Origin of the sequence: Rhizobium sp. 862_C5_N1_2 (genome assembly GCF_051811205.1) — a bacterium.
GTDB lineage: Bacteria > Pseudomonadota > Alphaproteobacteria > Rhizobiales > Rhizobiaceae > Rhizobium > Rhizobium leguminosarum.
In genome coordinates, this window is record NZ_JBPWPT010000002.1 from 874743 (window position 1) to 900243 (window position 25501).

The 25501-nt window shown below is 61.8% G+C and carries 21 protein-coding genes; 11 read left to right on the plus strand and 10 right to left on the minus strand.

What is annotated here, in order from left to right; all coding sequences use genetic code 11:
• Positions 1–36: 36 nt before the first annotated feature.
• The 4 genes from ACD590_RS28445 to ACD590_RS28460 all read left to right on the plus strand — a co-directional run bounded on the left by ACD590_RS28445 (position 37) and on the right by ACD590_RS28460 (position 3544).
• Positions 37–330, plus strand: coding sequence for a PAAR domain-containing protein (locus ACD590_RS28445; RefSeq protein ID WP_026158225.1), 294 nt, complete (start codon positions 37–39; stop codon positions 328–330).
• Between the two features lie 329 nt (positions 331–659).
• Positions 660–1535 carry a GAD-like domain-containing protein gene (locus ACD590_RS28450; protein ID WP_439003918.1) on the plus strand — a complete coding sequence of 292 codons (876 nt, stop codon included), beginning with the start codon at positions 660–662 and terminating at the stop codon, positions 1533–1535.
• An 87-nt stretch (positions 1536–1622) separates the two neighbouring features.
• A complete protein-coding gene (locus ACD590_RS28455) occupies positions 1623–2369 on the plus strand; it encodes a GAD-like domain-containing protein (protein ID WP_247263897.1) in 747 nt (248 codons plus the stop codon).
• Complete coding sequence (locus tag ACD590_RS28460) at positions 2366–3544, plus strand: hypothetical protein (RefSeq protein ID WP_439003919.1); 1179 nt, start codon at positions 2366–2368, stop codon at positions 3542–3544. Before ACD590_RS28455 ends, ACD590_RS28460 begins: the two co-directional genes overlap by 4 nt.
• A 147-nt stretch (positions 3545–3691) precedes the next feature.
• Here ACD590_RS28460 and ACD590_RS28465 read toward each other — a convergent pair whose 3' ends face one another.
• The 8 genes from ACD590_RS28465 to ACD590_RS28500 form a co-directional block, all read right to left on the minus strand.
• On the minus strand, positions 3692–5137 hold the full coding sequence (locus tag ACD590_RS28465) for an aldehyde dehydrogenase (protein WP_439003920.1): 1446 nt from the start codon (positions 5135–5137) through the stop codon (positions 3692–3694).
• A gap of 22 nt (positions 5138–5159) precedes the next feature.
• Entirely contained in the window at positions 5160–5945 is a 786-nt protein-coding gene (locus tag ACD590_RS28470; RefSeq protein ID WP_439003921.1) for a coniferyl-alcohol dehydrogenase, read from the minus strand.
• Between the two features lie 40 nt (positions 5946–5985).
• Positions 5986–7023 (minus strand): branched-chain amino acid ABC transporter permease, encoded by a 1038-nt coding sequence (locus ACD590_RS28475; protein ID WP_439003922.1) that lies wholly within the window; start codon positions 7021–7023, stop codon positions 5986–5988.
• Positions 7020–7934: a branched-chain amino acid ABC transporter permease gene (locus ACD590_RS28480; RefSeq protein WP_439003923.1), complete on the minus strand. Its 915-nt coding sequence runs from the start codon at positions 7932–7934 to the stop codon at positions 7020–7022. Before ACD590_RS28480 ends, ACD590_RS28475 begins: the two co-directional genes overlap by 4 nt.
• Positions 7931–8659 (minus strand): ABC transporter ATP-binding protein, encoded by a 729-nt coding sequence (locus tag ACD590_RS28485; protein WP_210069534.1) that lies wholly within the window; start codon positions 8657–8659, stop codon positions 7931–7933. The genes ACD590_RS28480 and ACD590_RS28485 overlap by 4 nt, the downstream gene beginning before the upstream one ends.
• Complete coding sequence (locus tag ACD590_RS28490) at positions 8656–9411, minus strand: ABC transporter ATP-binding protein (protein ID WP_439003924.1); 756 nt, start codon at positions 9409–9411, stop codon at positions 8656–8658. The genes ACD590_RS28485 and ACD590_RS28490 overlap by 4 nt, the downstream gene beginning before the upstream one ends.
• A 4-nt stretch (positions 9412–9415) precedes the next feature.
• The gene (locus tag ACD590_RS28495; protein ID WP_439003926.1) at positions 9416–10735 is read right to left on the minus strand and encodes an ABC transporter substrate-binding protein; all 1320 of its coding nucleotides are present in this window, start codon (positions 10733–10735) and stop codon (positions 9416–9418) included.
• A gap of 69 nt (positions 10736–10804) precedes the next feature.
• On the minus strand, positions 10805–12268 hold the full coding sequence (locus tag ACD590_RS28500; RefSeq protein ID WP_439004065.1) for an aldehyde dehydrogenase: 1464 nt from the start codon (positions 12266–12268) through the stop codon (positions 10805–10807).
• A 247-nt stretch (positions 12269–12515) separates the two neighbouring features.
• Between ACD590_RS28500 and ACD590_RS28505 the strand changes: the two genes are divergently transcribed.
• Positions 12516–13415: a helix-turn-helix transcriptional regulator gene (locus ACD590_RS28505; RefSeq protein WP_157213529.1), complete on the plus strand. Its 900-nt coding sequence runs from the start codon at positions 12516–12518 to the stop codon at positions 13413–13415.
• Positions 13416–13655: 240 nt separating this feature from the next.
• Positions 13656–15359 carry an adenylate/guanylate cyclase domain-containing protein gene (locus ACD590_RS28510; protein WP_439003927.1) on the plus strand — a complete coding sequence of 568 codons (1704 nt, stop codon included), beginning with the start codon at positions 13656–13658 and terminating at the stop codon, positions 15357–15359.
• Positions 15360–15808: 449 nt separating this feature from the next.
• Here the strand turns inward: ACD590_RS28510 and ACD590_RS28515 are convergent, their stop codons facing one another.
• Both ACD590_RS28515 and ACD590_RS28520 read right to left on the minus strand, forming a co-directional pair.
• Positions 15809–17215, minus strand: a complete 1407-nt coding sequence (locus ACD590_RS28515) for an adenylate/guanylate cyclase domain-containing protein (protein ID WP_439003928.1) — start codon at positions 17213–17215, stop codon at positions 15809–15811.
• Between the two features lie 121 nt (positions 17216–17336).
• A complete protein-coding gene (locus ACD590_RS28520; protein ID WP_047622933.1) occupies positions 17337–17822 on the minus strand; it encodes a MarR family winged helix-turn-helix transcriptional regulator in 486 nt (161 codons plus the stop codon).
• Between the two features lie 200 nt (positions 17823–18022).
• Here ACD590_RS28520 and ACD590_RS28525 point away from each other — a divergent pair, with 200 nt between their 5' ends.
• The 5 genes from ACD590_RS28525 to ACD590_RS28545 all read left to right on the plus strand — a co-directional run bounded on the left by ACD590_RS28525 (position 18023) and on the right by ACD590_RS28545 (position 25477).
• Positions 18023–19609: an AMP-binding protein gene (locus tag ACD590_RS28525; protein ID WP_439003929.1), complete on the plus strand. Its 1587-nt coding sequence runs from the start codon at positions 18023–18025 to the stop codon at positions 19607–19609.
• Positions 19610–19649: 40 nt separating this feature from the next.
• Positions 19650–20474, plus strand: coding sequence for a p-hydroxycinnamoyl CoA hydratase/lyase (locus ACD590_RS28530; protein WP_112907415.1), 825 nt, complete (start codon positions 19650–19652; stop codon positions 20472–20474).
• 56 nt (positions 20475–20530) lie between these two features.
• A complete protein-coding gene (locus tag ACD590_RS28535) occupies positions 20531–21637 on the plus strand; it encodes an NAD(P)-dependent alcohol dehydrogenase (RefSeq protein WP_439003930.1) in 1107 nt (368 codons plus the stop codon).
• 21 nt (positions 21638–21658) lie between these two features.
• A complete protein-coding gene (locus ACD590_RS28540; RefSeq protein ID WP_439003931.1) occupies positions 21659–23098 on the plus strand; it encodes a coniferyl aldehyde dehydrogenase in 1440 nt (479 codons plus the stop codon).
• Positions 23099–23548: 450 nt separating this feature from the next.
• Entirely contained in the window at positions 23549–25477 is a 1929-nt protein-coding gene (locus ACD590_RS28545) for a diguanylate cyclase (protein WP_026230757.1), read from the plus strand.
• Positions 25478–25501 lie beyond the last annotated feature (24 nt).

Genomic DNA, 25501 nt, shown 5'->3' on the forward strand with positions numbered 1-25501 from the left:
TTATTTCGATCAACAGGGATTGCACGGAAATTTTATATGTCGTCTCACGTTTCCCTCAAGGGTCACAACCACCTTTGCCCGATGGTTGAACCGGGACCCAAGCCGCATGTCGGCGGGCCGATTTCGCAAACGCAGACTTTGGTGACCGTCGACGGCGTGCCGGTTGCCGTTGTCGGCGACAAATGCACCTGCATGGTCGGCGGCCCGGACACGATCAGCGGCGGCTCGTCGATTGTCTTCATCGAAGGCAAGGCCTTGGCGCGGATGGGGGATCCGACCGCGCATGGTGGGCGCATCGTCGAGGGCCTCGGCTGGCTCACTGCGGATTAACATTGGCAAATCGGTCTGTTCTTTTGGTCAGCCACGAGAAAGATGCCCATTTGCTATCCCTGGCTCAAGCAATATCCAGGGCTGGAGCACGACGCTGTGGGACTCTTCTGGGCAGAAACCGAGGAAGGTGGTTGGGAGAAGCCGCGCTCATCAAACTGGCTCACCGTTCTCGGCGAAGCGAACATTGAGTCGCCCGTCAGTTCTCAAACGGAGCAATCCTTCGCGCCGGGGCCTTGCCTGTCTTGAGCGATGCTGCGAGCGGGGGGCGGAGAGCTATCGCGCGGTCGCACGGCTCATCAAACCCATTCGCTTTGAAGGCTAGATGTGGGGTGATCAAGAGCCGTTTCCAACTGACGATAATTGATGTGCGCTTCGCCTTAGGTGCAATCCGTATGATTAAGCATTGCGCCCGCGAGGAAACGGGCGCAGTCCGGCAGATTGTCCCACCCAGGCAAATGCTTTTCGGGAACGAAAACGTGGCAGAAAAATCAAACTACAACATCTTCGAGATCAAATGGTTCGACGAGTTTCTCTCGGCCTACAAGATCGACAATATCATCAACCCGAGCGATGCTGAGATAGAGGCCTATCGCGGGAAGCTGCCGGATTTTCTTCTCCGTTTCTGGGCTGATCATGGCTGGTGCAGCTGGTCCGACGGTCAGTACTGGCTTTGCAATCCTTCCTTGCCGAAGCCGGTGCTGGACTATGTCTTCCGCGGTGATCCGGAGCTCAATCCCGAAAAGATGTATGCCTTTGGCTATACTGCCTTCGGTGAGATCGATATCTGGTATGGCGATGCCATGACTAGGTTGAACCTGCCGAGGGGAGAGGTGGGTGTCGACAATCGAGGATATAACGAGGAACACCAACGCCGGTGGACCGATGAAGTCATGTTGGGCCTGTGTTTCTCAGGTCGGTTTGCGCCGGCTACTCCGCCGTGGGAAGACGAAAACAAAAAGAACTTGATGCCACGCGCTTTGGAAATTCTGGGGCGGCTGAATGTAGGAGAAATATACGGATTCGTGCCGGCTTTGAGCCTGGGCGGGAGCAACGCCATACAGCATTTGCAGAAGATGCCTGTGGTTGAGCATCTTGTGTTCCTGGCGTCGCTGGAGCCGCCGACATTGTACGACTACACACCGCCTGCCGATGGGGAAGGCGGTTTCGGAACGGTGATTCCACGCCGGAAGATCGGGTCACGGTAGCACGGCGTCGTCCGGCCGGCGTGCACACGCAACGCACGATGGTTGCCCGATGATGCACGTTAATCTCGTTGTCAACTAGGAGCCAATATGGCCGCAACACCTCGGCGTCCCTTACAAGAAATACTGGATGAATTCGGACCGCTCAAAGACGGTACGACGGTTTCTGCTTCGCGGGCTGCGGGCTATCGCGGGAAGCTGCCTGACGCCATGGTTGATTTCTGGACTGAGCATGGGCGCGGGCAGTGGCGCGACGGTCTTTTCTGGATCTGCGATCCCGAGCCGATCATGCCTGTTCTGCATGCGCTGTTTGCAGGCGATCCGGAATTCGACGTCGCAAGAATGGTGCCCTTCATGCGTGATGCGTTCGGCGAGGTCAGCGTCTGGCATCCGAAGTTCAAGCTGATCACGCTCAAGATGAATCTCGGCACCGTCACGACCACCGACATTACCACCCACGTCATTGAGGGCGTACCCCCCTTCGACGATGATATGGCGGTAGCTGCCGCCGTGGACGCCAGCGTTTTCGATGGTCATGGCTGGGTGGATGCTACAACCGGCAAGCCCGTTATCGATGCGGTTCGGCGGCGGCTTGGGCCGATCAGTGCCGATCAGGTCTACACCATGGTCCCGCATTTCCGCCTCGGCGGCGATGGCACCGCCAAGGATTTTTCAATCGGCGGCTTCATCGAATATCTGGGCGTTCTGTCACAGATAGGATCCTTTACGCTCGAACGCTATATCGATCCGAAGCAGGGTGGCCGAGGACCCTTTGGACATCTCGAGGCTGTCCGTACGATCGGACATGACCGTCTGATCGATAGGGACACACCATGACGGACACCGACGCAAAGCTGCTGCGGACATTCATTGCCGACGAGAACGAAGCCTTTGCCGACCGGCGCCAGGGGAAATTTTGGCCGGCCAATCATCATCGTATCGGGCCTCTGGCGACCAAAGTTTCCGGGCTGCTCGATCCGAACGAGCAAATCGATTTCTATTTCCATTTCATGCGCATTGCCGGCGGCGCACCCTCCGTCGGAGATAAGGACATGCCGCTGCTGCTCGAGGCCTATCGGCGGATGCTGCCGTTTCTGGATCTTGGCGGCGTCATCCCGATGTCGCGGCGGCACAAATTGCTGTTCGTGTTCGGTTTTGACGATACCGGCGCCCTGCCGAGCGGCGAGACGATTTCGACCAAGGCGCTAAAGGTGCGGCTCAAGCTCATCGCGCAGGTCGGCAATTATACGACGATGCCTGCCCAGCGCGACAAGAAGGCAAAGTTTATTCCTTTCGCCGACGAGGCGGTGCGTATTCTCGAGGTTTTCCGGCATCTGGGCTATCGCCACGACCGACGTTATGGCGAAGACCTCTACGACGTCACCAATCTCAGCTTCTGGGGCATGGTGTTTATCTGCCTGCTCAACAAGGCGACCCGCGGCGAGCTTGTTGCCGATATGATTGAGGGCAAATATGATCTCATGCGGCGCGTCGAGCAGCTGGCGATGTTACACCGCTATGTCGAGACAGTTCTGCCGGATATCGAGCCTGACGAAGAGCGTTTCCGCTCGCTGGCGGGGCAGCTCAAGGACATCGAGCTTGGGCGCCGCAATGCCACCGAATCCGTCGCCCTGGCGCAAAGGCTGGGCCTGCCATTCGACGACGACGAGGACTGGGAAATCCATATTGCGGTCCCGCTGCGTGGCACCGAAGGCCATCCGTTGATCGCCAAGAACGTCGTGCGATTGCAGATCCGGCCGAAGCCGGACTGGGAGTGGGAACTGAACGCACGCATCGCCGAGCGCGGAGAGTTCTCGGAAAGCGAGAAAAAGACCTACCGGAACGATCTCGGTCTTCCCATTCTCGGATGCGGAAATCTTCATGCCTTTCCGACATGGCTGAGACAGGTGCGCGAGAAAAATGGCATGGATTTCGACACCGGCGCCGCCGACATTCGTGTGGGCCGCAGGCGGGTGGCAGCCAAGCTTATCGCCGAATGGCTGGAGAGCTGAACGCGGATCGATCGCGGTCGCCGCCCACGCCATATCGAAGCGCTGAAGCATCTTCCTAAGGGCGGTGCGAAATCTCTTCGCCGGTCTGAGCATAGGCCGTGCCACGACCGCAATGCGTCGTGGCACGGCAACGACTGTAAAACCTGCTCAGAAGGGATAGTGCTGGGCGGAATCCTCGACCGTGAGCCAGCGCAGGTCGGTGAATTCGGCGATTGCCGCCTTGCCGCCGAAGCGGCCGTAGCCGCTGCCCTTGACGCCGCCGAAGGGCATCTGCGCCTCATCGTGCACGGTCGGGCCGTTAATGTGGCAGATGCCGGATTCGATCCGCGCTGCAACCGTCATTGCCCGCTGGACATTCCGGCTGAAGACGGCGGAGGACAGGCCGTATTCGGTGTCGTTGGCGATGCGGATGGCTTCTTCCTCGCCGGCAACACGAATGATCGGTTTGACCGGGCCGAAGGATTCTTCCGCATAGACGCGCATCTCGGGCGTGACATGATCGAGCAGCGTCGCCTCGACCACGGTGCCCGAGCGCTTGCCACCGGCCACGAGCTTTGCACCCTTGGCCGTCGCATCGGCAATCAGCTCCTCCATTTTCTTCGCCGCATCGAGGCTGATCAGCGAACCGAGAACGACGTGGCCACGCGGATCGCCGGCCGGCAGCTGGCTGGCGCGGGCGGCCAGTTTGGCGACGAACTGATCGGCGATCGTCTCGTCGACGATGATCCGCTCGGTCGACATGCAGATCTGGCCCTGATGCATGAAGGCGCCGAAAATGGCGGCATTGACGGCACCGTCGATATCGGCGTCGTCGAGGATGACGAGCGGCGCCTTGCCGCCAAGTTCAAGAAGGGCAGGCTTCAGATGCTTGCCGCAGGTCTCGGCGATGATCTTGCCGACCTTGGTCGACCCGGTGAAGTTCACGCGCCTGACAGCCGGATGGGCAATCAGCGCGGTGACGATCTCAGGCGCATCCTCCAGTGCGTTGGTGAGGACGTTGATGACGCCGGCCGGCAGGCCCGCTTCGGTCAGCACTGTGGCAATCAGCCGGTGCGTGCCGGGGCATTGTTCCGATGCCTTGAGGACGACGGTGTTGCCGCAGGCGATCGGCATGGCGATGGCTCGGGTGGCGAGGATGACGGGTGCGTTCCAGGGGGCAATTGCCAGGCAGACGCCCGCGGCCTGGCGAACACCCATGGCGAGCGTGCCGGGTTTGTCGGAAGGGATGATTTCGCCTGTGATTTGCGTCGTCATGGCTCCGGCCTCGCGCAGGATGTTGGCGGCGAGCATGACATTGAAGCCGGCCCAGGGCGCGGTTGCGCCCGTCTCCTCGATCATCAACTGGGTAAACTCGCCCACTTTGGAATCCATGATGTCGGCAGCCTTCATCAGGATTGCGCGGCGCTGGCCGGGGCCGGTCTTCGACCAGGCGCCGAAGGCAGCGGAGGCGGCATTAACGGCTGCGGCAACGTCGTCCAGGTCTGCCGCTGCGGCGCGGCTTGCGAGCTTTTCGGTGAAGGGATCGAGACGATCAAAGGTCCGGCCGCCGGAGGCTGCGCGGTCGGCGCCATTTATGAGGAGGGAAATATTCATCGGAGGTCTCCTGGGAAAAGAACTAGAAGCCGAGGACTTCGGCGTTGATGGAAGCTTCGAGGCCGCCGTCGACGGCAATGTTGGCGCCGTTGATCCAGCGCGCGCCATCCGAGCAGAGGAAGATCACGGCCGGCGCGATATCGGCGGAGGTGCCGGCCCGGCCGACGCGGGTGATGTCGCTATCGACCCTGGCGTCGCCGAGCACGGCACGGAACTGCTTGAGGATCGGCGTTTCCACCGGCCCGGGGCTGACGGCATTGACGCGGATGCCACGGTTTTTGAACAGCGGCTGATGGGCGGCGCGCATGGTCCAGAGCAGCAGCAGCTCCTTGGAGAGCGGGTAGCCTTGCTCGTCCTTGAGGCCGTGCTCGGCGACAACCGCCGCCACCTCGGGAAAGCCGTCTATGCCGGCGAGCGACTTTGCCCGCTCGAGATTGGCGCGCCAGCCGTAGCCGGCGATCGAGGCGACGTTGACGATGGCGCCGCCTTCGCGCAGGCGGGGTGCCACGGCTTCGGACAGGGCGCGAAGCCCGTAGAAATTGACGGCGAGCGTCGAGACGACGCCGGTGCTGCCGGAAAGGCCGGCGACATTGGCGAGCGCGTCGAGACGGGCTGGAAGCTGCGCGACGATGTCGGCAACGCCTGATGCGGTGGACAGATCACCCTTGATGAAGGCGGCACTTCCACTGGCAGGCTCGCGGACATCGACGCCGATGACCTCGGCGCCCATCTGACCCGCCAATTCCGCCGTGCGGGCGCCGATGCCGGAAGCCACTCCGGTCACCAGGATTGTTTTACCAAAAAGCATGAACGTCACCTTTCGCAGGAGGGTCCGGAAATAAGCCGGCTCATTCTTCCCATTTGATTTTATGCGGACCGGGTAATTTCAGCCGGTAGCCGACGGGCAGAAGTTGAAAGTCGTAGCGGCGCTCGATTTCGCCCCAAAGGCCGCGCGGCAGATAGAGCGAAAAAATCACGGCGGTGGCGCCGAGGCCGATCAGGTACCAGACGCCGGCTGAACCGAAGAAGGTCTCGATCACGAAGAACAGGATGGCGCCGAGGATCGCGCCTTCGAACTTGCCGATCCCGCCGACCAGCACCATGAAGATCATGTAGGCTGTCCATTGGACGCTGAAATAGGTCTTCGGCTGGAAGGTCGTGGCGGTCGCCAGCCACAGGCCTCCGGCGACCGCGATGCCGAAGGCGGCGAGCACGAAGAGCAGCCTCTTGGTGGCGATCACGCGCACGCCGAGCGAGGTTGCCGCCTCCTCATTGTCGCGGATCGCCTGCATGGCGGCACCGGCGCGGCTGCGCATCAGGAGGAAGAGAGCGCCGAGCAGGGCGGCCATGGCTATCAAGGCGAGCCAGTAGATCGTTGCCCGCCGCGTGTTGCCGTCATAGACATTGAGCGAAATCAGCGAGGTTCCCGTTTCTCCCTGGATTAGCCAGTCGAGATTGACGAGCAGATGGGCGAGTTCGGCTATGACCCACATGCCGATCGCGAACTCGCCGCCCTTCAGGCGCAGCATGAACAGCGAAAGCGGGATCGACAGCGCGCCGGTCACGATCGCGGCGGCAAACAGCGAGACGAAGGGATTGAGCCCCGCATCGGCAAGCCGGATGGTGAAATAGGCGCCGAGGCCGAAGAACACCTGCTGGCCGACCGAAACCAGCCCGCCGAAACCGGCAAGCGCATTCCACATGGCGGCAAGGATCACGTAGATGAACAGGGCCGTCATCCGGTCGATCGCACCGGCGCCGAGCACGGCGGGGGCAAACATCAGCAGGGCGAGCACCGCGGCCATGCAGCCAAGCGCCACCCGCGACGATTTCGTCCAGCGCTCTATCGATATTCCGGTGGAGGCAAGGGTCGCGTTGGGGCTCATGTCGGGCTCCGGAGACGGGCGCGCAGTTTGAGAGAGGCGCCAAATTTATCGAGAACCGGCATGCCGAACCGGGACAGCCTGACGAAAAGCACCAGCAGGAACACGGCATGGCCACCGATCAGGAAGCCTTGCGGATGCAATTGCGCGCCGAGCGATTGGGCAAGACCGAGAACGATGCCGCCGGCAAGCGTCCCCCATAGTGATCCCGCTCCTCCAATGACGGCCGCCTCGAAGGCGAAGAGAAGCTGTGGGCCGCCGGCATAGGGGCTGAAGGTTGCCCGCATCCCGAGAAAAGCACCGGCGATGCCGACCGTGACCATGGTGATCGCGGTGGCGACGGCGTTGACCCGGCGGGCATCGATGCCGACCAGCCCGGCCGTATCGGGATCTTCGGCCGTGGCGCGGATGGCGCGACCAAGCGCAAAGCGGCTCAGGAAGAACTGCAGCCCGCCGAGAATGAGGATTGCCGTCACCATCATCAGGACGGCAAGCTTGCCGACGAAGATGTGGCCTGGCAGTTGCCAGGAAGCATAGGACAGGTTGCCGATGAACGGTGCGAGCGAGCGGGTGTCGGCGCCGAACTGCTCGAACAGCAGGTTGTCGATGACGATCGACAGGCCGAAGGTCGTCAGGATCGGCAGGAGCGTGCCGCCGCGGGCGCTGCGTTCCAGAATGAAGCGCTGCAACAGCCAGCCGATGGCCGCCATGACCGGCAGCACGATCAGCAGGCCGGCGAAGGGCGGAATGCCGAATTTGGCGGCCAGCAGCCACAGTCCGTAGGCGGCTGCAACCGCCAGGCTGCCATGCGCAAGATTGATGATCCGCATCACCGAGAACATGAAGGACAGTCCGCAGGCGATGACGGCGTAGTAGCCGCCGAGCAGGATGCCCTGGAGCAGGGTGTTGATCACGATGCGCTCCTTTCGCCGGTTGCCCGGTGCAATCCGAAATAGGCCTGGGTGACGTGCTCGCGCGTGACGGCCGCCGCCGGCCTGTCGAGGACGATGCGTCCTTCCAGCATGCAGATGACACGGCTCGCCACGCTCATGGCGCGGGCGAGATCCTGCTCGACGAGCACGATAGTCGTTCCCGACGTGAGCAATGCCTGCAGCTGGGCGTAGACGCGATCGACGACCAGAGGCGAAAGCCCGAGCGAGACCTCGTCCAGGAGAAGAATATCGGGATTGCTCATCAGCGCCCGGCCGATGGCGGTCGCCTGCTGTTCCCCGCCCGAGAGGTGTCCGGTTTTGGCGTGACGGCGGGGTTTCAGGTTCGGAAAGGCGTCGAGGACACGATCGATGCTCCATTCGCCCTTGCGTCCGGAGGTCTTTCCGAGAAGCAGGTTTTCCTCCACCGTCATCTGTGAAAACAGGCGCCGGCCTTCCGGCACCAAAGCGATGCCCTTGGCGATCCGCTTATGGGACGGGATGGCGGCCAGATCTTCGTCGTTGAGAAGGACGCGGCCGGAGGATGGAAGGTGGGCGCCGGCGATCGATCTGAGCAGCGTCGTCTTGCCCGCGCCGTTCGCGCCGACCAGCGCCAGCACCTCGCCCTTGCCAATATCGAAACTGACGCCTCGCACCGCCTGGAGCAGGCCGTGGCGAACGTCGAGGTCGCGGATGGAGAGAAGGCTCATGCGGGTGTCCCTCCGAGATAGGCCTTGACCACCTCCGCATTGCTCATGACCATTTTCGGTTCGCCATCGGCGATGATCCTGCCGGCATCCATGCAGATCAGTCGCTCCGCCACCTGCAGGAGGATGTGAACGATATGTTCGATCCAGACGATGCCGATGCCGCGGCGGCGCAATTCGAGGATGGTTTCGACGAGCTCGCTCGCCTCGCCATCGGTCAGGCCGCCGCCGATCTCGTCGAGCAGCAATAGCCTCGGCTGCGTGGCGAGCGCACGGGCAAGCTCCAGGCGTTTCCGATCCAGCAGGCCGAGCGTGTCGGCAGGGCGGTTGGCCACCCCGAGCATGCCGCAGAGCGAAAGTGAATCCACCACACGCTCATAGGCCTCGTCGCGGCTTGCGGCACTGCCGTGCGATGCGGCGACGAAGACATTTTCGAAGGTCGTCATGCCGCTGAAAGGCTTGGGAATCTGATGGGTCCGGACGAGCCCGGAGCGGCAGCGTTCCGCCGCCGTCCGGCTCGTGACGTCGGCGCCGTCGAAGGCAATGCTTCCCTCATTCGGCGGGAAGGCGCCGGCGAGCACGTTGAGCAGGGTCGTCTTGCCCGCGCCGTTCGGCCCGACAATGCCGACCGCCTCGCCATCGCCCATGGAAAAATCCAGATTCTCCAGCACCACAAGCGCGCCGAACCGCTTGTGGATCCCCTTGGCCGAGAGAAAGGCTCCCCCCGGCCGTTTTTGTGCTTCCTGTCGCTGCACTTGGTTATCCATTGTAAGCGGTGAGCTTGGCGCCGACCGGGACATTGGGGTCGGTGGCATTTTCGGTGACGACGTAGTCGAGCGCGAATTTCGAGCCCTCCGCCGCTTTCACCCATTGCGTGCCGATGATCGGTCCGGGAGAGACGTTGGCGACGGGGCCGCTGGTGAAATCGACCTTGCCGGCAATCGTGGTGGTCTTCAACGTGCTGATCGCCTTGGCGACGGCCTCCTTGCTTTTGACGTCCGTGCTGGCCTTCAGTGCATCGAAGCCGGCGTCGAGAAGCGCAAGGCTGGCGCCGAGCTGCTGCGTCCACTGCTTGCCGCTGGCCGTCTCATAGCCGTCGGCGAGTTCGGTTCCGGATACGCCTGTCAGCGTGGATTTGTAGGGGAAGGCCTTGTGCCAGTAGGCGGCGCTGCCGATGTTCAGCCCGAGGTCGCCGAGCGCCTCGATGTCGGAGGGAAACAGGCCCGTCTTGGCGATCTGGCAGATCTTGATCTGCTGGGTAAGGCCCTGCTGCGCGGCCTGGCGCCAGAAGGCGGCAAAATCAGGCGGTATCGGGAACGAATTGAAGATCTCCACGCCTTCCTGCCTGAAGAGAGCGATTTGCGCGGTAAAGTCGGTGGTTCCGGTTTCATAGGCTCCCGGATCGACGATGGTGAAGCCCGCCTTGGCAAGCGCCGGCGCCAGATGGGTGCGGATCGCATTGCCGTCGGCGTCGTTGGGATACATGACGCCGACCTTCTTGTTGGTCTCGATCAGGTTCCACTGCGAAACATAGGCCTTGTGGAACTCTTCGACGCCGAAGCCGAAATGATAGGTCCACTTGAAGGGCGACGGCGCGCCCGGCTTGGCGCCGCGGCCGAAATACCAGGCTTCCCAAGGCATGACCGTTGAGAGGCAGGGAATGCCGGCCGCTTCGCAGGCATCAGCCACCGGATTGATGGTTTCGGGTGTCGAGACGGCGAGCATCAGGTCGATCGCCTGGTTGTTGATCAGGTCCTTCGCCAACTGGCCGGCGCGCGAGGGATCGGACTGGGTATCCTGGTCGAGAATATCGACCTTCCAGGTCTTGCCGCCCGCCTGCAGGCCGTTCGCCAACGCCTTGCGCGCCAGGTCGAGCACATAGCCGTCCGTCTCGCCGAAGCCGCCGAGAGGGCCGGTGCGCGGGCTGATGAAGCCGACCTTCAGCGTGTCGCTGCTTTGAGCAAAGGCCGTGCGGCCTGATAGCACCAGCGCCGCACCGCCCGCCACGGTCGATGCGATGAAAGACCGGCGGCTCAGCGATGCCGCGTTGAATTTTCCGCTGCGGAAAATGCCGTTCATGAATTCATTCCTCCCTCTTGATGCGGGCCTCCCAGCCCGTTCCCAATGTTCATGTCGACCGATCTCAATTCAGATCGGGTAGTGCCGTTTTCCCGATGCCATGGTGATCCATCTGAGCTCGGTGAATTCATCGATCGCGGCCTTGCCGCCGAAGCGGCCGTAGCCACTTGATTTGACGCCGCCGAACGGCATTTGCGGCTCGTCGGAAACGGTGGCTTCGTTGATGTGGCAGATGCCGGATTCAAGCCGCATGGCGACGGCAAGTGCTGTATTGACGTCGGCGCTGAAAACGGCCGCCGAAAGCCCATATTCGTTGTCGTTGGCAACCGTCACAGCCTCGTCGACGCTGCCGACCCGGATGATCGCCGCGACCGGTCCAAAGCTCTCCTCGCGGTAGATGCGCATGGCGGGGGTCACGTGATCGATGACGGTCGCGTCCATCAGCGTGCCGTTGGCCTGGCCGCCGCAGACGAGGACCGCGCCCTTCTGCAGGGCATCATCGACGAGCGACCTGACACGCCTGATGGCTTCGGCGTTGATCAGCGTGCCGAGCGGCGTGTTGCCGTCCTTGGGGTTGCCGGCGACGAGGGTTGCGGCCTTTGTCCGGAATTTGCTGACGAAACCGTCGGCGATCTCGTCCATGAGGATGATCCGTTCGGTCGACATGCAGATCTGGCCCTGGTTCATGAAGGCGCCGAAGGCGGCAGCACGCACCGCCTCGTCGATATCGGCGTCGGCAAGGACGATGAACGGGGCCTTGCCGCCGAGTTCGAGCAGGCAGCGCTTGAGATGCCTTGCCGCGGATTCGGCGATGATCCTGCCGACACGGGTGGAGCCGGTGAAATTGATGCGGCGCACGGCCGGATGGGCGATCAGCGCGTCGACGACGGCGGCGGCATCGCTCGGCGCATTAGAAACGACATTGACGACGCCACGCGGGAAACCGGCGTCCCGCAGGATGTCGCCGATCAGGCCATGGGTCTTCGGGCAGAGTTCCGAGGCCTTCAGGATGACCGTATTGCCGCAGGCAAGCGGCATGGCAACGGCGCGGGTGCCGAGGATAATCGGTGCATTCCAGGGGGCAATGCCGACGCAGACGCCCGCCGGCTGGCGGACCGCCATGGCGAGGCTTCCCGGAATGCCTGAAGGAATGAGCTCGCCTGATATTTGCGTGGTCATCGCCGCCGCCTCGCGAAGAATATCCGCGCCAAGGCCGCAATTGATCGCCGCCCATTGTGCGGTGGCGCCGGTTTCTCCGGTCATGGCGGCAATGAGTTCGGACGTGCGGGCCTCGAGGATATCGGCTGCGGCATTCAGCAGCCTGCGCCGTTCGCCCGGACCGGTTTGCGACCAGTCCGGAAAAGCCGCCGCAGCCGCATTGGCTGCCCTTGTCATGTCGGCAACGGATCCTGCCGAGGCGACCGTTGCGACATCGCCGGTCAGCGGATCGATGCGTTCGAAGGTGGCCCCTTCGGAAGCATCCATCGCCTCGTTGTTGATCATCAGCTTTGCCGCGAACACTGTTCCACCCATTTGCCACGCATTGGCGCCACGTACTGGCGCCATATGCCGGTTTGCGTTGTTGCCATGGGAGAAAACGAGCGGACGCGGCGCCACGAGGGTCGCCTGAGCGTTCCTGCATCTGTTGAAGAGCCTCCTCCCAAAGGCTGATGAGAAAAGGTTACGCCGATCTGGCGCGGATGGAATGCGATTTATTGGGTTAATATTGTAATTATCCGGTGATATGAGCATTGTTTGGCACAGGGAATGGAGGAGAAGCTTGGCAACGGACGGGGGGATTCATCACTATGCCAGGGGCGAGTGGCACGGACCGTCGCTGTCGCACCGGCGTATCCGTTTTCAAAAAGGACTCTATGCCGATTTCCACCATTTCCTTCTGCTTGGCGAGGGGAGTGGAGAGCTTCATTTCGACAATGGCGAACATCGGCCGCTGCACGGACCGCTGCTTGCCTTCCTGCCGCCGCAGGCGCGATGCGACCTGTCGATATCAGCCGGAACCGCGGCCCATCTGGTCGGCGCCTCGCCGCAGATCATGGTCGATGCGATCGGCGACAAGGTGGAATCCTATTCGCTGCGCATCTTCACCGAGCAGCGCAAGCTGGTCGAGGCATTGGATCCCTCGGCGGTGGCCGAAATCAGTCCGCTGATCTCCGGCTTCGTGCGGGAACTCGGCGATCCCACCCGCTCCTCCTGGATGGTCGCATCCGCCTATATCAGGCTCATTCTGATGGCGCTGTGGCGCGGTTCCGATGGCGAGAGAAGCGAGCAGCGCGGGCAGGGCGAAACCGGATCGATCCTGCAGAGATACCGGCAGCTGGTCGAGGCCGGTTTCCGCCGGCACCGGTCGATCAGCGATTATGCCGCGGAGCTGGGCGTCACGGCCGACCGGCTACATTCCATCTGCCAAAGGGCGCTCGGCCGCTCGCCGATCCAGCTCTTGCACGAGCGCGTGGTGCAGGAGGCAAAGCTGAGATTGGAGCGTTCGGCCCGCAATATTCAAGAAATCTCCGACAGCCTCGGCTTTCGCGACCCAACCTATTTCAGCCATTTCTTCAAACGCAAGACCGGCCTTTCTCCCGCCGGCTACCGCGAGATCGCCCGCGCGTCGGCCGGCTCGGAAAACAGCATGCTGTCCTCGGGTTACGCCGATTGGCCTTAGGCTCGGGCTCAATGGTCAAGGCTAGAATTTGCCAGTCTTGGATCGGAGATCATGCTGATGCGGAACTCCAAGCCGGCGTAGGTCTGCAATGCGCCAAGAAGCGGTCGTTGGCCCGGCGTGAAGGAATGACGGATTTGGGGCCGGAAGGTGGAGATCGCCTGGATATTACCTCTTACGATTTGTTGACTCACCTGCGGTTGAACAATAACTTGCTAATCTGGTCATTAGGCTTGTCCTCACATGACGGACCAATCTATTCAGCGTCGCCTTGCCGCCATCGTCGTTGCCGATGTGGTGGGATATACACGCCTGATGGAGGCTGATGAAGTCGCAACGCTGGCGAACCTCAGGGAACTCCGTTCTGGCGTTATCGAGCCGGCTGTGATGCGCCACAACGGCCGCATCTTCAAGGTTGTGGGCGACGGCTTCCTGATCGAATTCAGTAGCGCGGTGGAAGCGGTCGCAGCAGCGTTGGAAATGCAACGGGCCACTACCGCTGTTGAGACCTCCGACCGTCGCCTGCTTTTGCGTGTCGGCGTCAATCTGGGTGATGTCATTGACGACGGTTCAGACGTCCTCGGCGACGGGGTCAATGTCGCGGCGCGCCTCGAGACGCAGGCCGCGCCGGGAGGTATCTGCATTTCAGCCAGCGTTCACGGCGAGATCGTTGGCAAGATCGGCGACCGGTTCTTCGATGCAGGCGAACGCTACCTGAAGAACCTGACTCGCCCAGTCCACGTGTGGCATTGGCCGGATGCGCTGCAGAGCATATTGCCGCTGCCCGAAATGCCCTCGATCGCTGTATTGCCGTTCACGAATATGAGTGGGAATGAAGCGGACGCGCCTTTCGTCGACGGCTTGACCGAAGACCTGATCACTGACCTTTCCCGAACGGCTGGCCTGTTCGTCATCGCGCGCAATTCCGTGTACGGCTACAAGGGCAAGCCGGTCAACGTACGGCTGGTCGCCCAGGAACTCGGCGTCCGCTACGTCCTGGAGGGGAGCGCCAGACGCGCAATGGGCCGTGTCCGCATCAATGCCCAATTGGTCGACGCGCTTGGTGGCCGGCACTTGTGGGCCGAGAGGTTTGACAGGACGGTGGAAGATGTTTTCGAATTACAGGATGAAGTTAACGCCAAGATTGTTGAAGCCCTCGTCGGCCGACTGACCATCCCGCCGCAGCGCAATCGGCCGAAGAACTTTGAGGCGTACGACCTGTGTGTGCGCGCCCGCCTCCTGACGGAAGAGTCGCCGCAAACTGAGCGTGAGGCCTATATGCTGCTCCAACGCGCGGTCAAGCTCGAGCCATCATATGCCGAGGCGCTTGGTCTGCTCGCCTATAATCGTTGGCTTGCCTGGACTCATTTCGGCGAGCCCGAAGATCCCAACCGTCGGATGGCGATGACGTTCGCGCAGAAGGCGGTTGACCTGGATCCCAACGATGCCGGCTGCCGTTACGTTCTAGGGACCATTTTGGCTTATGAGCGGCGATGGGAGGAATCGGAGGCCGCCTTCGCCAAGGCCCTGGAGCTGGACCCCAACCACGCCGACACCTGGGCCGCCATGTCGGACATGTCCGTGCTGGACGGCAGGGTTGCCGACGGACTAGCGCAAATCGAAAAAGCTCTGCGGCTCAATCCCTATCCAGCGTGCTGGTATCTTTGTCATCTTGGGCAAGCGCAATACGCCGCGCGTGACTATGAGGCGGCAGCCGCTACACTCCGCAGGGAAGACACGTATCGTACCAACTCACGCAAATTCCTGGCCGCTACGCTTGCACAGTTGGGCCACTATGAGGAGGCGCGGCGAGAAGCAGAATTGTTCCTGATCGCCCACCCTCATTTCACGATTGGCCATTGGCTCAGCTCCCAGCCGCTGCGCGATGCATCTGTACGAGACCACTTTGTCGACGGCTTCCGAAAGGCCGGCCTGCCGGAGATGTGACAGCGGGTGAGGACAATCGCGACGCGTTCGAGAACTTGATCGACGGATATGCGCTGCGCGAGAACGGCGGCCTGGATCGCAGTGCCAAGCTTCCTCAGACGCTCCACAAAACGCGTCAATCAGCCCGAGTCTTACATGACTTTTCCGCTGGACCGCCTTGCATCGTGGTGGCGATGAGCCCGTAGCCCAGAATGAAGACAGGATGCTTTGCGAAACGATTAAGCAGCTTCGCCGAGACATGAAGGCGACGACGCCTGCTTCCGCTATCGGCAGGGGAAAGATGCCGTTACCTTGAAACTAGACAATGTCTGCTTTCCGGCAGGTGCAAGGTCTGTTTCAACGGCAAAATTAGGCGCAAAGCAGCCGTGTTCTTCGACAACGAAAAAAGTCCGCCTAGGGCCGACCGTTACCGGAAACTGCTGAAGTTAATTTGACCAAGAAGACCAAACTCACGACAGCGCAAAAATCCTCACCTCCCGCCCGATGCCCTGAAGTTCTTCCATCCGGGAGACCGATGAGATGCCGCTATCACGCAGGATCTCTGAAACCTGGGCATCCCCGACGATCGCCTCCGTCGTCATGATCACATTGGGATCGGCAAGGCCCTGGACGCGGGAGGCGATATTGACGGTCTGGCCGAAGTAGTCCTGCCGGTCGTTCAGGTTGACTGCGAGGCATGGTCCCTCGTGGATGCCGATCTTCAGGAGGAGATCGTCGCTGCCGTGTTCGGCATTTAACCGAAGCATCGCCTCCCGCATTCTGAGTGCCGCCGCCACCGCACGGTCCGGGCTCGGGAAGGTCGCCATCACCGCATCGCCTATGGTCTTGACGACCGCTCCGGCCTCGGTCGCGACGATCTCGTGAAGAACCCGGAAATGGGCGCGCACCAGATCGAAAGCGGCAAGATCTCCGACGCGCTCATAGAGAGCGGTCGAGCCCCTCAAGTCAGTGAAGAGGAAAGTCAGGCTGGTGATCTTGAGGCGCTGGTCGACGTCGAGTGTGTCGGTCCGATAGATGTCGCGGAAGCTCTGGTTCGTCAGCAGACGCTTGGCCGTCAGGAAAGCCCGCCTGCGGCCCAGGAGGTCGTGCAGCTCGTCTCCTGCGATGCAGACGTTCGGCACCACTCTGCGATCGGTGTGGTTCTCGAGGGTGAGCCGCAGTGAGCCCGGGCGCAGGGTCAGCGTTTCGTTCAGCGCATGCGTCCGACTGATGATCATCGAGAGGGTTTGACGTTCGTCGGTGGGCTCACCCTGCACGTCGATGAACTGCGCCGAGTGTGTCACCGGATCGAAGATGATGACGAACTGCGCCGGCAGTTGCAGGGAGACGAAGGCCTTCTCGCCCGGAGCCAACTCGATCATCTCCAGCTGGATGCGCGAAAACCTCGCTTCGAGATCGTCAGGCAGGTCGACCCCGGAGCTGAAGAAGATCTGGCGATAGTACTCGAGCGGCGGCAACCGATCGGGGTCGTGGGCGGCAATCCTGCGCACGCGCGGGCTGACCGTGAACGTGACCTCGACCATCTCGTCGAGGGTCGGCTCGTATCCGGCCGCGCAGAGCGCGCAATGGTACGTCTCGTGGACGACGGTTTTGAGGGTTGCGCCGCTGTCGAGGACGCCGCCGCATCCTGGGCAAAGGACATTCCAGGTCATCTCGAACGCGCCTATGCGGGCTGCATGGAGAAATGCGGCGATGGTTTTCTCTTCATCGAGATGGTGTTTATCGGCGAAAGCGAGCGCATTGATGCGATTGAGCTCGCGATCCGAGCCATGCATGACGACCTTCTCGATGCACTCAACCGTCTGCGGGTCAGCCGCCTGTCGCAGGGAGGCAAAAAGGACGTCCACTTCGCTCATCAGACAAGTCTCCGTGTGCAGAACCCACGGCGGACGACGCCAGGGCCGGGATCATAACACGGGAACTTCCCAATAGAAATCTATAGGCCTGGATGCTGCTTGTTTCCTCAGCGAAGCGGGTTCATTTCCCCTTGTATATGCGCTTCAGCGCCACCAGCAGCGCATCCAGTTCGTCGCGCGAAAACAGGTCGATGAAACGCTGCTCGTGCTTGTCGATCAGCGCACGCGCCCGCGCGAGCATCGCGCGTCCGGCCTTCGTCAGATGAAGTTCCTGGCGCCGGCGGTCGGCCGCGGAAGGGCGGCGTTCGATCAGGTCGCGGGCAGCCAGCCGGTTGACGAGAGCCATCATCGTCGCCCGGTCGGTGCCGAGCGTGTTGGCAAGGTCGATCTGCGATGCGCCCGGATTGCCGGCGACGAGTTCCATCACCGCCAGCTGCTTCTGCGTCAGCGCCAGCTCCTCCATGGTTTCGGCGAAGTCGCGATAGATTGCGACATGCGCCATGCGCAGATGAAACCCCAAGAGATCGCCCAGCCGGCCGACGTCGAGGCCTGGCGTCGCGGGCGCATCTTCGCCCTCGAAATCGTCCTGCGGTGATTTTATCGCCATCGTTCGTTCTCGCCTCGTCCAGGCGCCATAACCATCAAAATCAGCAGGTTAGTCAATATCCGTAGTGCGGATTTCCCCGCGCCATTCGATCGATCGGATTTGCCTCAAACAGCCTCTTGCATCGCGGGAAAAAGATATTAGTATGTGTTACATACAAATTTGGTGCCTGTCATGGGGAGCGATGGGCATGGGAGGAGAAAATGGCGTATTCCTTTTCCGGGATGGCTTCGTCGGCGGATTGCGGACTGGTGACGGATGATCCGATCCTTTACCGCGCCCGCGTCGCACCGGACCGTCCGGCTCTGTTCGAAATCGCCACCGGCCGGCAGCTCACCTATGCCGAGCTCGATGCGCGGATCGCCTGCTGCGCCGGCTTCCTGAGCGATGTGCTCGGAGTGCGCCGCGATGGGGCGCGTGTCGCCATGCTGGCGCGCAACTCGATGGATTCGATCGTGCTTGCCTTTGCCTGCCAGCGTGCCGGCGCCATCTACGTGCCACTCAACTGGCGCCTCAACGCCGCCGAGCTTCGGCCGATCCTTGCCGATTGCGCGCCGGCTCTGCTCGTTCATGACGAGGAGTTCGCGGCAACGGTGGCCAGCGTTGCGAACGCCGATCCCGAGATGGCGGTGATATCGACGGCAGACGGTTCGGCCGGTCTCGCCGCGGTGATCGAGGCGAGCCTTCCGGCCGCTCCCGTGCCCGCCGATGCCGATGGACCCTGCGTCCTTCTTTACACCTCGGGCACGACGGGACAGCCGAAAGGCGTCGTCATCACCCGCCGCAACGCCTTTTTCGCCGCCATCAATTTTTCCGTGGTCGGCGAGATCGGGCCGAGATCCGTCGCCCTATGCGACCTGCCTTTCTTCCACACGATCGGTCTGATCGCCGTCGCACGAACCACATTGATGCTGGGCGGTACGCTCGTCGTCTCCGATCGCTTCACGCCGGCGCGCACACTCGCAGCCCTTGCCGACCGGCAGCGTGCCATCACCCATTATTTTGCCGTGCCGCAGATCGCGCTCGCCTTGCGCAACGACCCTGCCTATAGCGCCGCGGCCCTTGCGGGCCTGCATGCGCTCTTCGTCGGCGGTGCACCGCTGACGCAGGCGCTGATCGAAAGCTATCTCGACGACGGCGTTGCGCTGGTCAACGGTTATGGCATGAGCGAGGCGGGAACGGTGCTGCATATACCGATCGACCGGCGCGCCGTGCAGGACAATCCCGGCTGCGTTGGTCTTCCCGCGCCATTGCTCGACATTCGCATCGTCGGCGAGGACGGCCGGGAGGTTGACGAAGGCGAGATCGGCGAACTCTGGCTGCGCGGGCCGGCGGTGACGCCGGGCTACTGGAACAAGCCTCAGGAAACCGCTGCCGCCTTCACCGACGGCTGGTACCGCACCGGCGATCTCGGCCGACGCGAAGCGAACGGCTTCTATCGCATCGTCGACCGGCTGAAGGACATGTACATCAGCGGCGGCGAGAATGTTTACCCCGCCGAGGTCGAAGCAGTACTCGCAAGTCATCCCGATATTCTCGATGTGGCGGTCGTCGGCATCCCCGACATCCGGTGGGGCGAATGCGGCCTCGCCTATGTCGTGCTGCGGCCGGGTGCCGTGGCAACGGGCGATGAGATCGCCGGCCATTGCGCAGCAAGGCTCGCCGCCTTCAAGCGTCCGGCGCGCATCCTCTTCGTCGAGGCCATTCCCCGAACCGCCTCCGGCAAGGTGCAGAAACATGTCCTGCGCCAGTTCCATTCCGACGAAACCCTTCAACGACAGGCCCTGTGAAGCGGCCCCGGCATTTACGCCGAAACCCATGGAGTAAATCATGACTGACATGCAATCGCCGGTTCTGGTCGAGTTCGATAGTGGTATCGCTTTCGTGACCCTCAATCGTCCGGAAAAGCGCAATGCGATGAATCCGGCCCTGAATATCAGGATGCTCGAGGTGCTCGACGAGCTCGAGGGCGACGAGCGCTGCGGCGTCCTCGTTCTGCGCGGCGCCGGCGAATCCTGGTCCGCCGGCATGGATCTGAAAGAATATTTCCGCGACAATGACGACAAGCCGCGTGACGTCACGCTGAAGGCGCGGCGCCAGTCCGGCAACTGGTGGGGCCGGCTGATGTATTTCGAAAAGCCGACGATCGCCATGGTCAACGGCTGGTGCTTCGGCGGCGCCTTCACGCCGCTCGTTTCCTGCGATCTCGCCATCGCCGCCGAGGAGGCAAATTTCGGCCTCTCCGAGATCAACTGGGGCATTCTGCCGGGCGGCAACGTCACCCGTGCGGTCGCCGAAGTGATGCGCCATCGCGACGCTCTCTATTACATCATGACCGGCGAACTGTTCGGCGGGCGCAAGGCCGCCGAAATGGGTCTCGTCAACGAGGCGGTGCCGCTGGCGGAGTTGGAAATCCGGGTCCGCAAGATCTGCGCCAGCCTGCTCGAAAAGAACCCGGTGACGCTGAAGGCCGCCAAGGACACCTACAAGCGGGTGCGCAACCTGCCATGGGATCTCGCCGACGATTACATCTACGCCAAGCTCGAGCAGATGCTGTTTCTCGACAAGACCAAGGGGCGCGACGAGGGGCTGAAGCAGTTCCTCGACGACAAGACCTATCAGCCGGGGCTCGGCGCCTACAAGCGCGGCCGCTGAGGACGGGCCTGGCATGCCGGGCCGTTCACGAGCCGATCATCGGGAGGAGGAAAGCAATGAAAATTCATGCCGCGGTGGCGCGTGCACCCCATATGCCGTTTTCGCTGGAAAGGCTCGATCTGGAGGAGCCGCGCGAGGGTGAAATCCTGGTTCGCGTCGTGGCAACAGGGGTTTGCCACACCGATATCGTCATGCGTGACCAGCACCTGCCGGTGCCGCAGCCGGTCGTGCTCGGTCATGAAGGTGCGGGCATCGTCGAGCGCGTCGGGCCGGGCGTTGCCAAGGTCAAGCCCGGTGATCACGTGGTCATGACCTTCAATTCCTGCGGTCATTGCCCGAGCTGCAACGATCACGAGGAGACCTATTGCCACGAATTTTTCCCGCGCAATTTCTTCGGTGCGCGCGCTGACGGTTCGAGCGGGCTCTCATGCGAGGGAGAACGGGTTCACGGCAATATTTTCGGACAATCCTCCTTCGCCAGCCACGCGCTGTGCCATGAACGCAATATCGTGAAAGTGCCTGAGGATGCGGACCTGGCACTGCTCGGGCCACTCGCCTGCGGCATCCAGACCGGCGCCGGCGCGGTGATGAACGCGCTTGATGTCGAGCCGGGGAAAGTGCTCGCGGTTTTCGGCATGGGCTCAGTCGGTCTTGCCGCGGTGATGGCGGCGCGGATCGTCGGTGCTTCACGGATCATCGCCGTCGATGTCAACGAGACGCGGCTGGCGCTTGCAGCGGAGCTCGGCGCGACCGATATCGTCAACGGCAGGGCGAGCGACGCGGTTGCCGCAATCATGGCGCTGACCGGCGCCGGCGTCGATTATTCGATCGATGCCTCCGGCGTGCCTGCGGTCATCGATCAGTGCGTACGTGTGCTGGCGCCGCGCGGCACCTGCGGTATCGTCGGGGCCTCACCCCATGGCGCGACGCTGACGCTCGACCTCACCCATATCCTGTCCGGCGGGCGCCGGGTCCGCGGCATCGTCGAGGGCGATTCCAATCCCGACGTGCTGATCCCGTTGTTGATTGACCTGCATCGGCAGGGCCGCTTCCCCTTCGACCGGCTCATCACCTTCTATGATTTCGCCGACATCAACCAGGCGGTGGAGGATTCGGAAAAGGGCATCGTGCTGAAACCGGTCGTGCGCCAGCCGGCCGTCTGACACCGTTCGAGGGAGGAAACAATGAACACCGTCACCCCAATCGCCACCGATACCAGTCCCGATGCGATGAAGGCGCTGCTTGACCGGCAAAGGGCGTCTTTCCTGAGGGAAGGGCCGCCAAGCATTGAGACCCGCATCGATCGCATCGACCGCGTCATCGCCCTTCTCGTCGACCATAAGGATGCGATTGCCGCGGCCCTGTCAGACGATTTCGGCAGCCGCAGCGTCGAGGCGAGCCTGCTTCTCGACGTCTTTACCTGCGTCGGTTCGCTCAAATATGCCAAGGCCCATCTGGCCGAATGGCTGAAGCCCGAGCAGCACGAGGCATTGTTCCCGGACGCGGTGGCCGAAGTGGTCTATCAGCCGAAGGGGGTTGTCGGGATCCTGAGCCCCTGGAATTTCCCCTATCAGCTCGCCCTTGCGCCGCTCGCCGGCATTCTTGCCGCCGGTAACCGCGCCATGATCAAGCCGTCGGAGGTGACGCCGGCTTCATCAGCCTTGATGGCGGAACTCATCGCCGGCTCTTTCGACGAAACGGAAATATCAGTCGTTCAGGGCGGACCGGCGACGGGCACGGCCTTTACATCACTTGCCTTCGACCATCTGATCTTCACCGGCGGAACTGCGATCGCCCATCATGTCATGCGCGCGGCGGCGGAAAACCTGACACCGCTGACGCTTGAGCTCGGCGGCAAGTCGCCCGTCATCGTCGGCCGCTCGGCCGACCTCGCAGACGCGGCGCGGCGCGTCATGACCGTCAAGACCCTTAACGCCGGCCAGATCTGCCTTGCGCCGGACCATGTCTATGTGCCCGAGGAAAGCGTCGAGGCCTTTGCCGGACACGCGGTCGCGGCAGTCGGCGCGATGTATCCGACGCTGAAGGAAAATCCTGATTACACCTCGATCGTCAATGCCCGCCATCTCGCCCGCGTCCAGGGCCTGATCGACGATGCCAGGGCCAAGGGCGCTGGGATTGTCGAGATCAACCCGGCGGCAGAGAATTTCTCCCAGCAATCGGCCCACCGTATACCTCCGACCCTGATCCTCGGTCCCACGGAAGACATGCGCGTGCTGCAGGAGGAAATCTTCGGACCCGTGCTGCCGGTCCTTCCCTATCGCGATATCGCCGACGTCATCGACCGTATCAATGCCAGGCCGCGCCCGCTCGCTCTCTATTACTTCAGCCAGGATCAGCAAGAGGAACGCCGCGTCCTTGGCAATACGACCTCCGGCGGGGTGACGGTCAATGACTGCATGAGCCACGTCACGGCGGAAGGCCTGCCCTTCGGCGGCGTCGGCCATTCGGGCATGGGTGCCTATCACGGCAAATTCGGTTTCCTCGCCTTCTCGCATCCGCGCGCCGTCTATCACCAGAGCAGAATGGTCGAAGCGGAATACATGATGCGGCCGCCCTATGGCGAGGCGATGCGTGACTTCTTGGCGGCGGCGATCTGCAAGTAAAAGAGAAGTGGCAGGCGATGCCGTCGGCAGCCTCGGCTGCTGACGGCATGACGCGCGGCGCTGTGGGTTCGCGACTGCTTTCACCTCAAGGAATGGCCCGATTGCGCAGACTTATCCGGATAACGCTATATTGCGTCACTAGGCTACGTGTCCTGATGCAGAGGATGCCGTTGTTAAACATGCCTTATGCATCAGGTGCTAGCCGTTGAACCGCAGGGCGTTGCGGACATGATGTCCCCTGCCGTCCTGGAGCATGACCTTTAATTCCGGTTTCGCCTATTTCTCATGTGATCAAATCTGGCAGCAGGCCCTGCTTGCCCATACCGCATCGTCGCGGCAGTCGCCGCTTTCCTGTCGCCGTATTGCTGCCGACTGGGCTGGAGACGCATAAGCAAACGAGTATAGCCTGATAGGTCTCCAATTTAACGAAGCTCAAACCAGTGTTGCCCTATGATTGGTTCTGTACATGTATTGGAAGGTGGATCCAACGCAGTGAATGGCATCTGGACGCAATTCGGTGGCAACCTGTCATTCGTGTGCCTGGCGATTTCGCTCTGGGCGCATTTCTCGATCCAATTTCAGCGTCGTTCGGCCATACAGGAAAAAATCGCCTTCGGAATCATAGCCGGCGGCGCCTCCATCGGGTCCATATTGCTGGCCGTCGAAGTCAATCCCGGCATCTATATCGACATGCGCTTTTCGCCGCTTGCTTTGGCGGGCATGTTTGGTGGACCGATCGCGGCGGCCTTTGCGGCGTCGCTGGCGATGGCCTTCCGCTTCTGTGTCGGCGGCACGGCAATGGTCGATGGTCTGATCGCAATTGCTGTCGCGACCGGCATCGGCCTGGCTGCCAATTTCTGGATCCGCAAGAGATCTCCCGGGTTCATGGACATTGCACTGCTGAGCCTCGCGCTCGGCGCCGCACTTGTTGTTTTGATGGCGGTGCTTCCCACTCTGGTGCACGCCCGTGTATTGGCCATCATCGGTCTACCCATGACCGTTTTGAACTGCCTGGCGACCGTGCTCTGTGGTTTCGTGCTGTTGAAGACACAGCAATGGGACCTGGAGCGAAGCATATTGGTGACCGCGTTTTCGCAGTCGCCCGACTATCTCTACGTGAAGGACCGAAACAGCCGGTTCATCACCGTCAATGAAAATATGATCCGCCTCTATCGTTTCAAGACGACGGCAGAGATGACCGGATTGTCGGATTTCAATCTTCTGTCACGGCCGCTCGCCGAAGAATTGTATTATCTCGAACAGCAGGTCATGGACACTGGCGTGCCTCTGATCGACTCCACCGAGCGCATCGAAGGCAGATACCTGCTCGCCTCCAAGGTGCCGCTGAGGGATAGACAGGGGCGGGTGATCGGCCTTGCCGGGGTAACGCGTGATGTGACGGAGCGTGCTGCTCTGGAGCGGGAACTGCGCGAAAGCAAGAACCTGCTGTCGCATGCGATGGCCGGCATGTCCGATGGTATCGCGATGTACGACAGCAAGGGTTTTCTTGTTTTCTGTAACGAGCAGTATCGCACCGCGTTTCCGCTATCCGGGGACGCCCGAGTGGTTGGCGCGCATATCAGCGACATTCTTCGCCGCGTCGCCGAAACAGGCGAGCGGGCCGGTATTCCGGACAATGACCGCGAAGAGTGGATCAAGGCCGCCAGTGCTACCTTGCACAGCAACAAGGACGAAGAGGTTCAGCTTCACAACGGCGACTGGCGCAGCATCCGGACAAGGCTTGCGGAAGACGGCACGGCGATGGCCGTTGTCTCGGACATCACCGCGACGAAGCAGGCGGAAATCGCGCTCAGGCTGTCGGCGGAGCAGCTGAAGAATCTGGCCGAGACCGATGGGCTCACTGGCATGGTCAATCGCCGGGCCTTCGACGAAGCTTTCGCCCGTGAGACCGCAGGCAGCGCCAGGAAAAACACGCCGTTCAGCCTTCTGATGGTCGATATCGACCGCTTCAAGGCATATAACGATACCTATGGTCATCCCGCCGGAGACCAATGCCTGCGTGTCGTCAGCAAGTGTCTGCGCCAGTCGGTAAGCCGGCCGGCAGACATCGTCGCGCGCTACGGCGGAGAGGAATTCGTGGTTCTGCTCCCCGCAACCAGTGCGAAAGGGGCAATGATCGTTGCCGAGCAATTCGCGCGTCTCCTCAGCCAGGAGAATATCGTTCATTCCGGCAGTGAATTCGGACGGGTGACAGCCAGTATCGGCATCTCCTGCGCGACGGGAGCCACCTTGAGGGTCAACCCTAACCGCCTCCTGACCGAGGCCGATGCCGCCCTCTACGACGCAAAGACCCAAGGTCGCAATCGCATCCTGGCACATTCGCCCGACGAACGGCATGCCATGAAGGACGTCGGTTAGATCCTTGATAGGTTTTTCCTATCG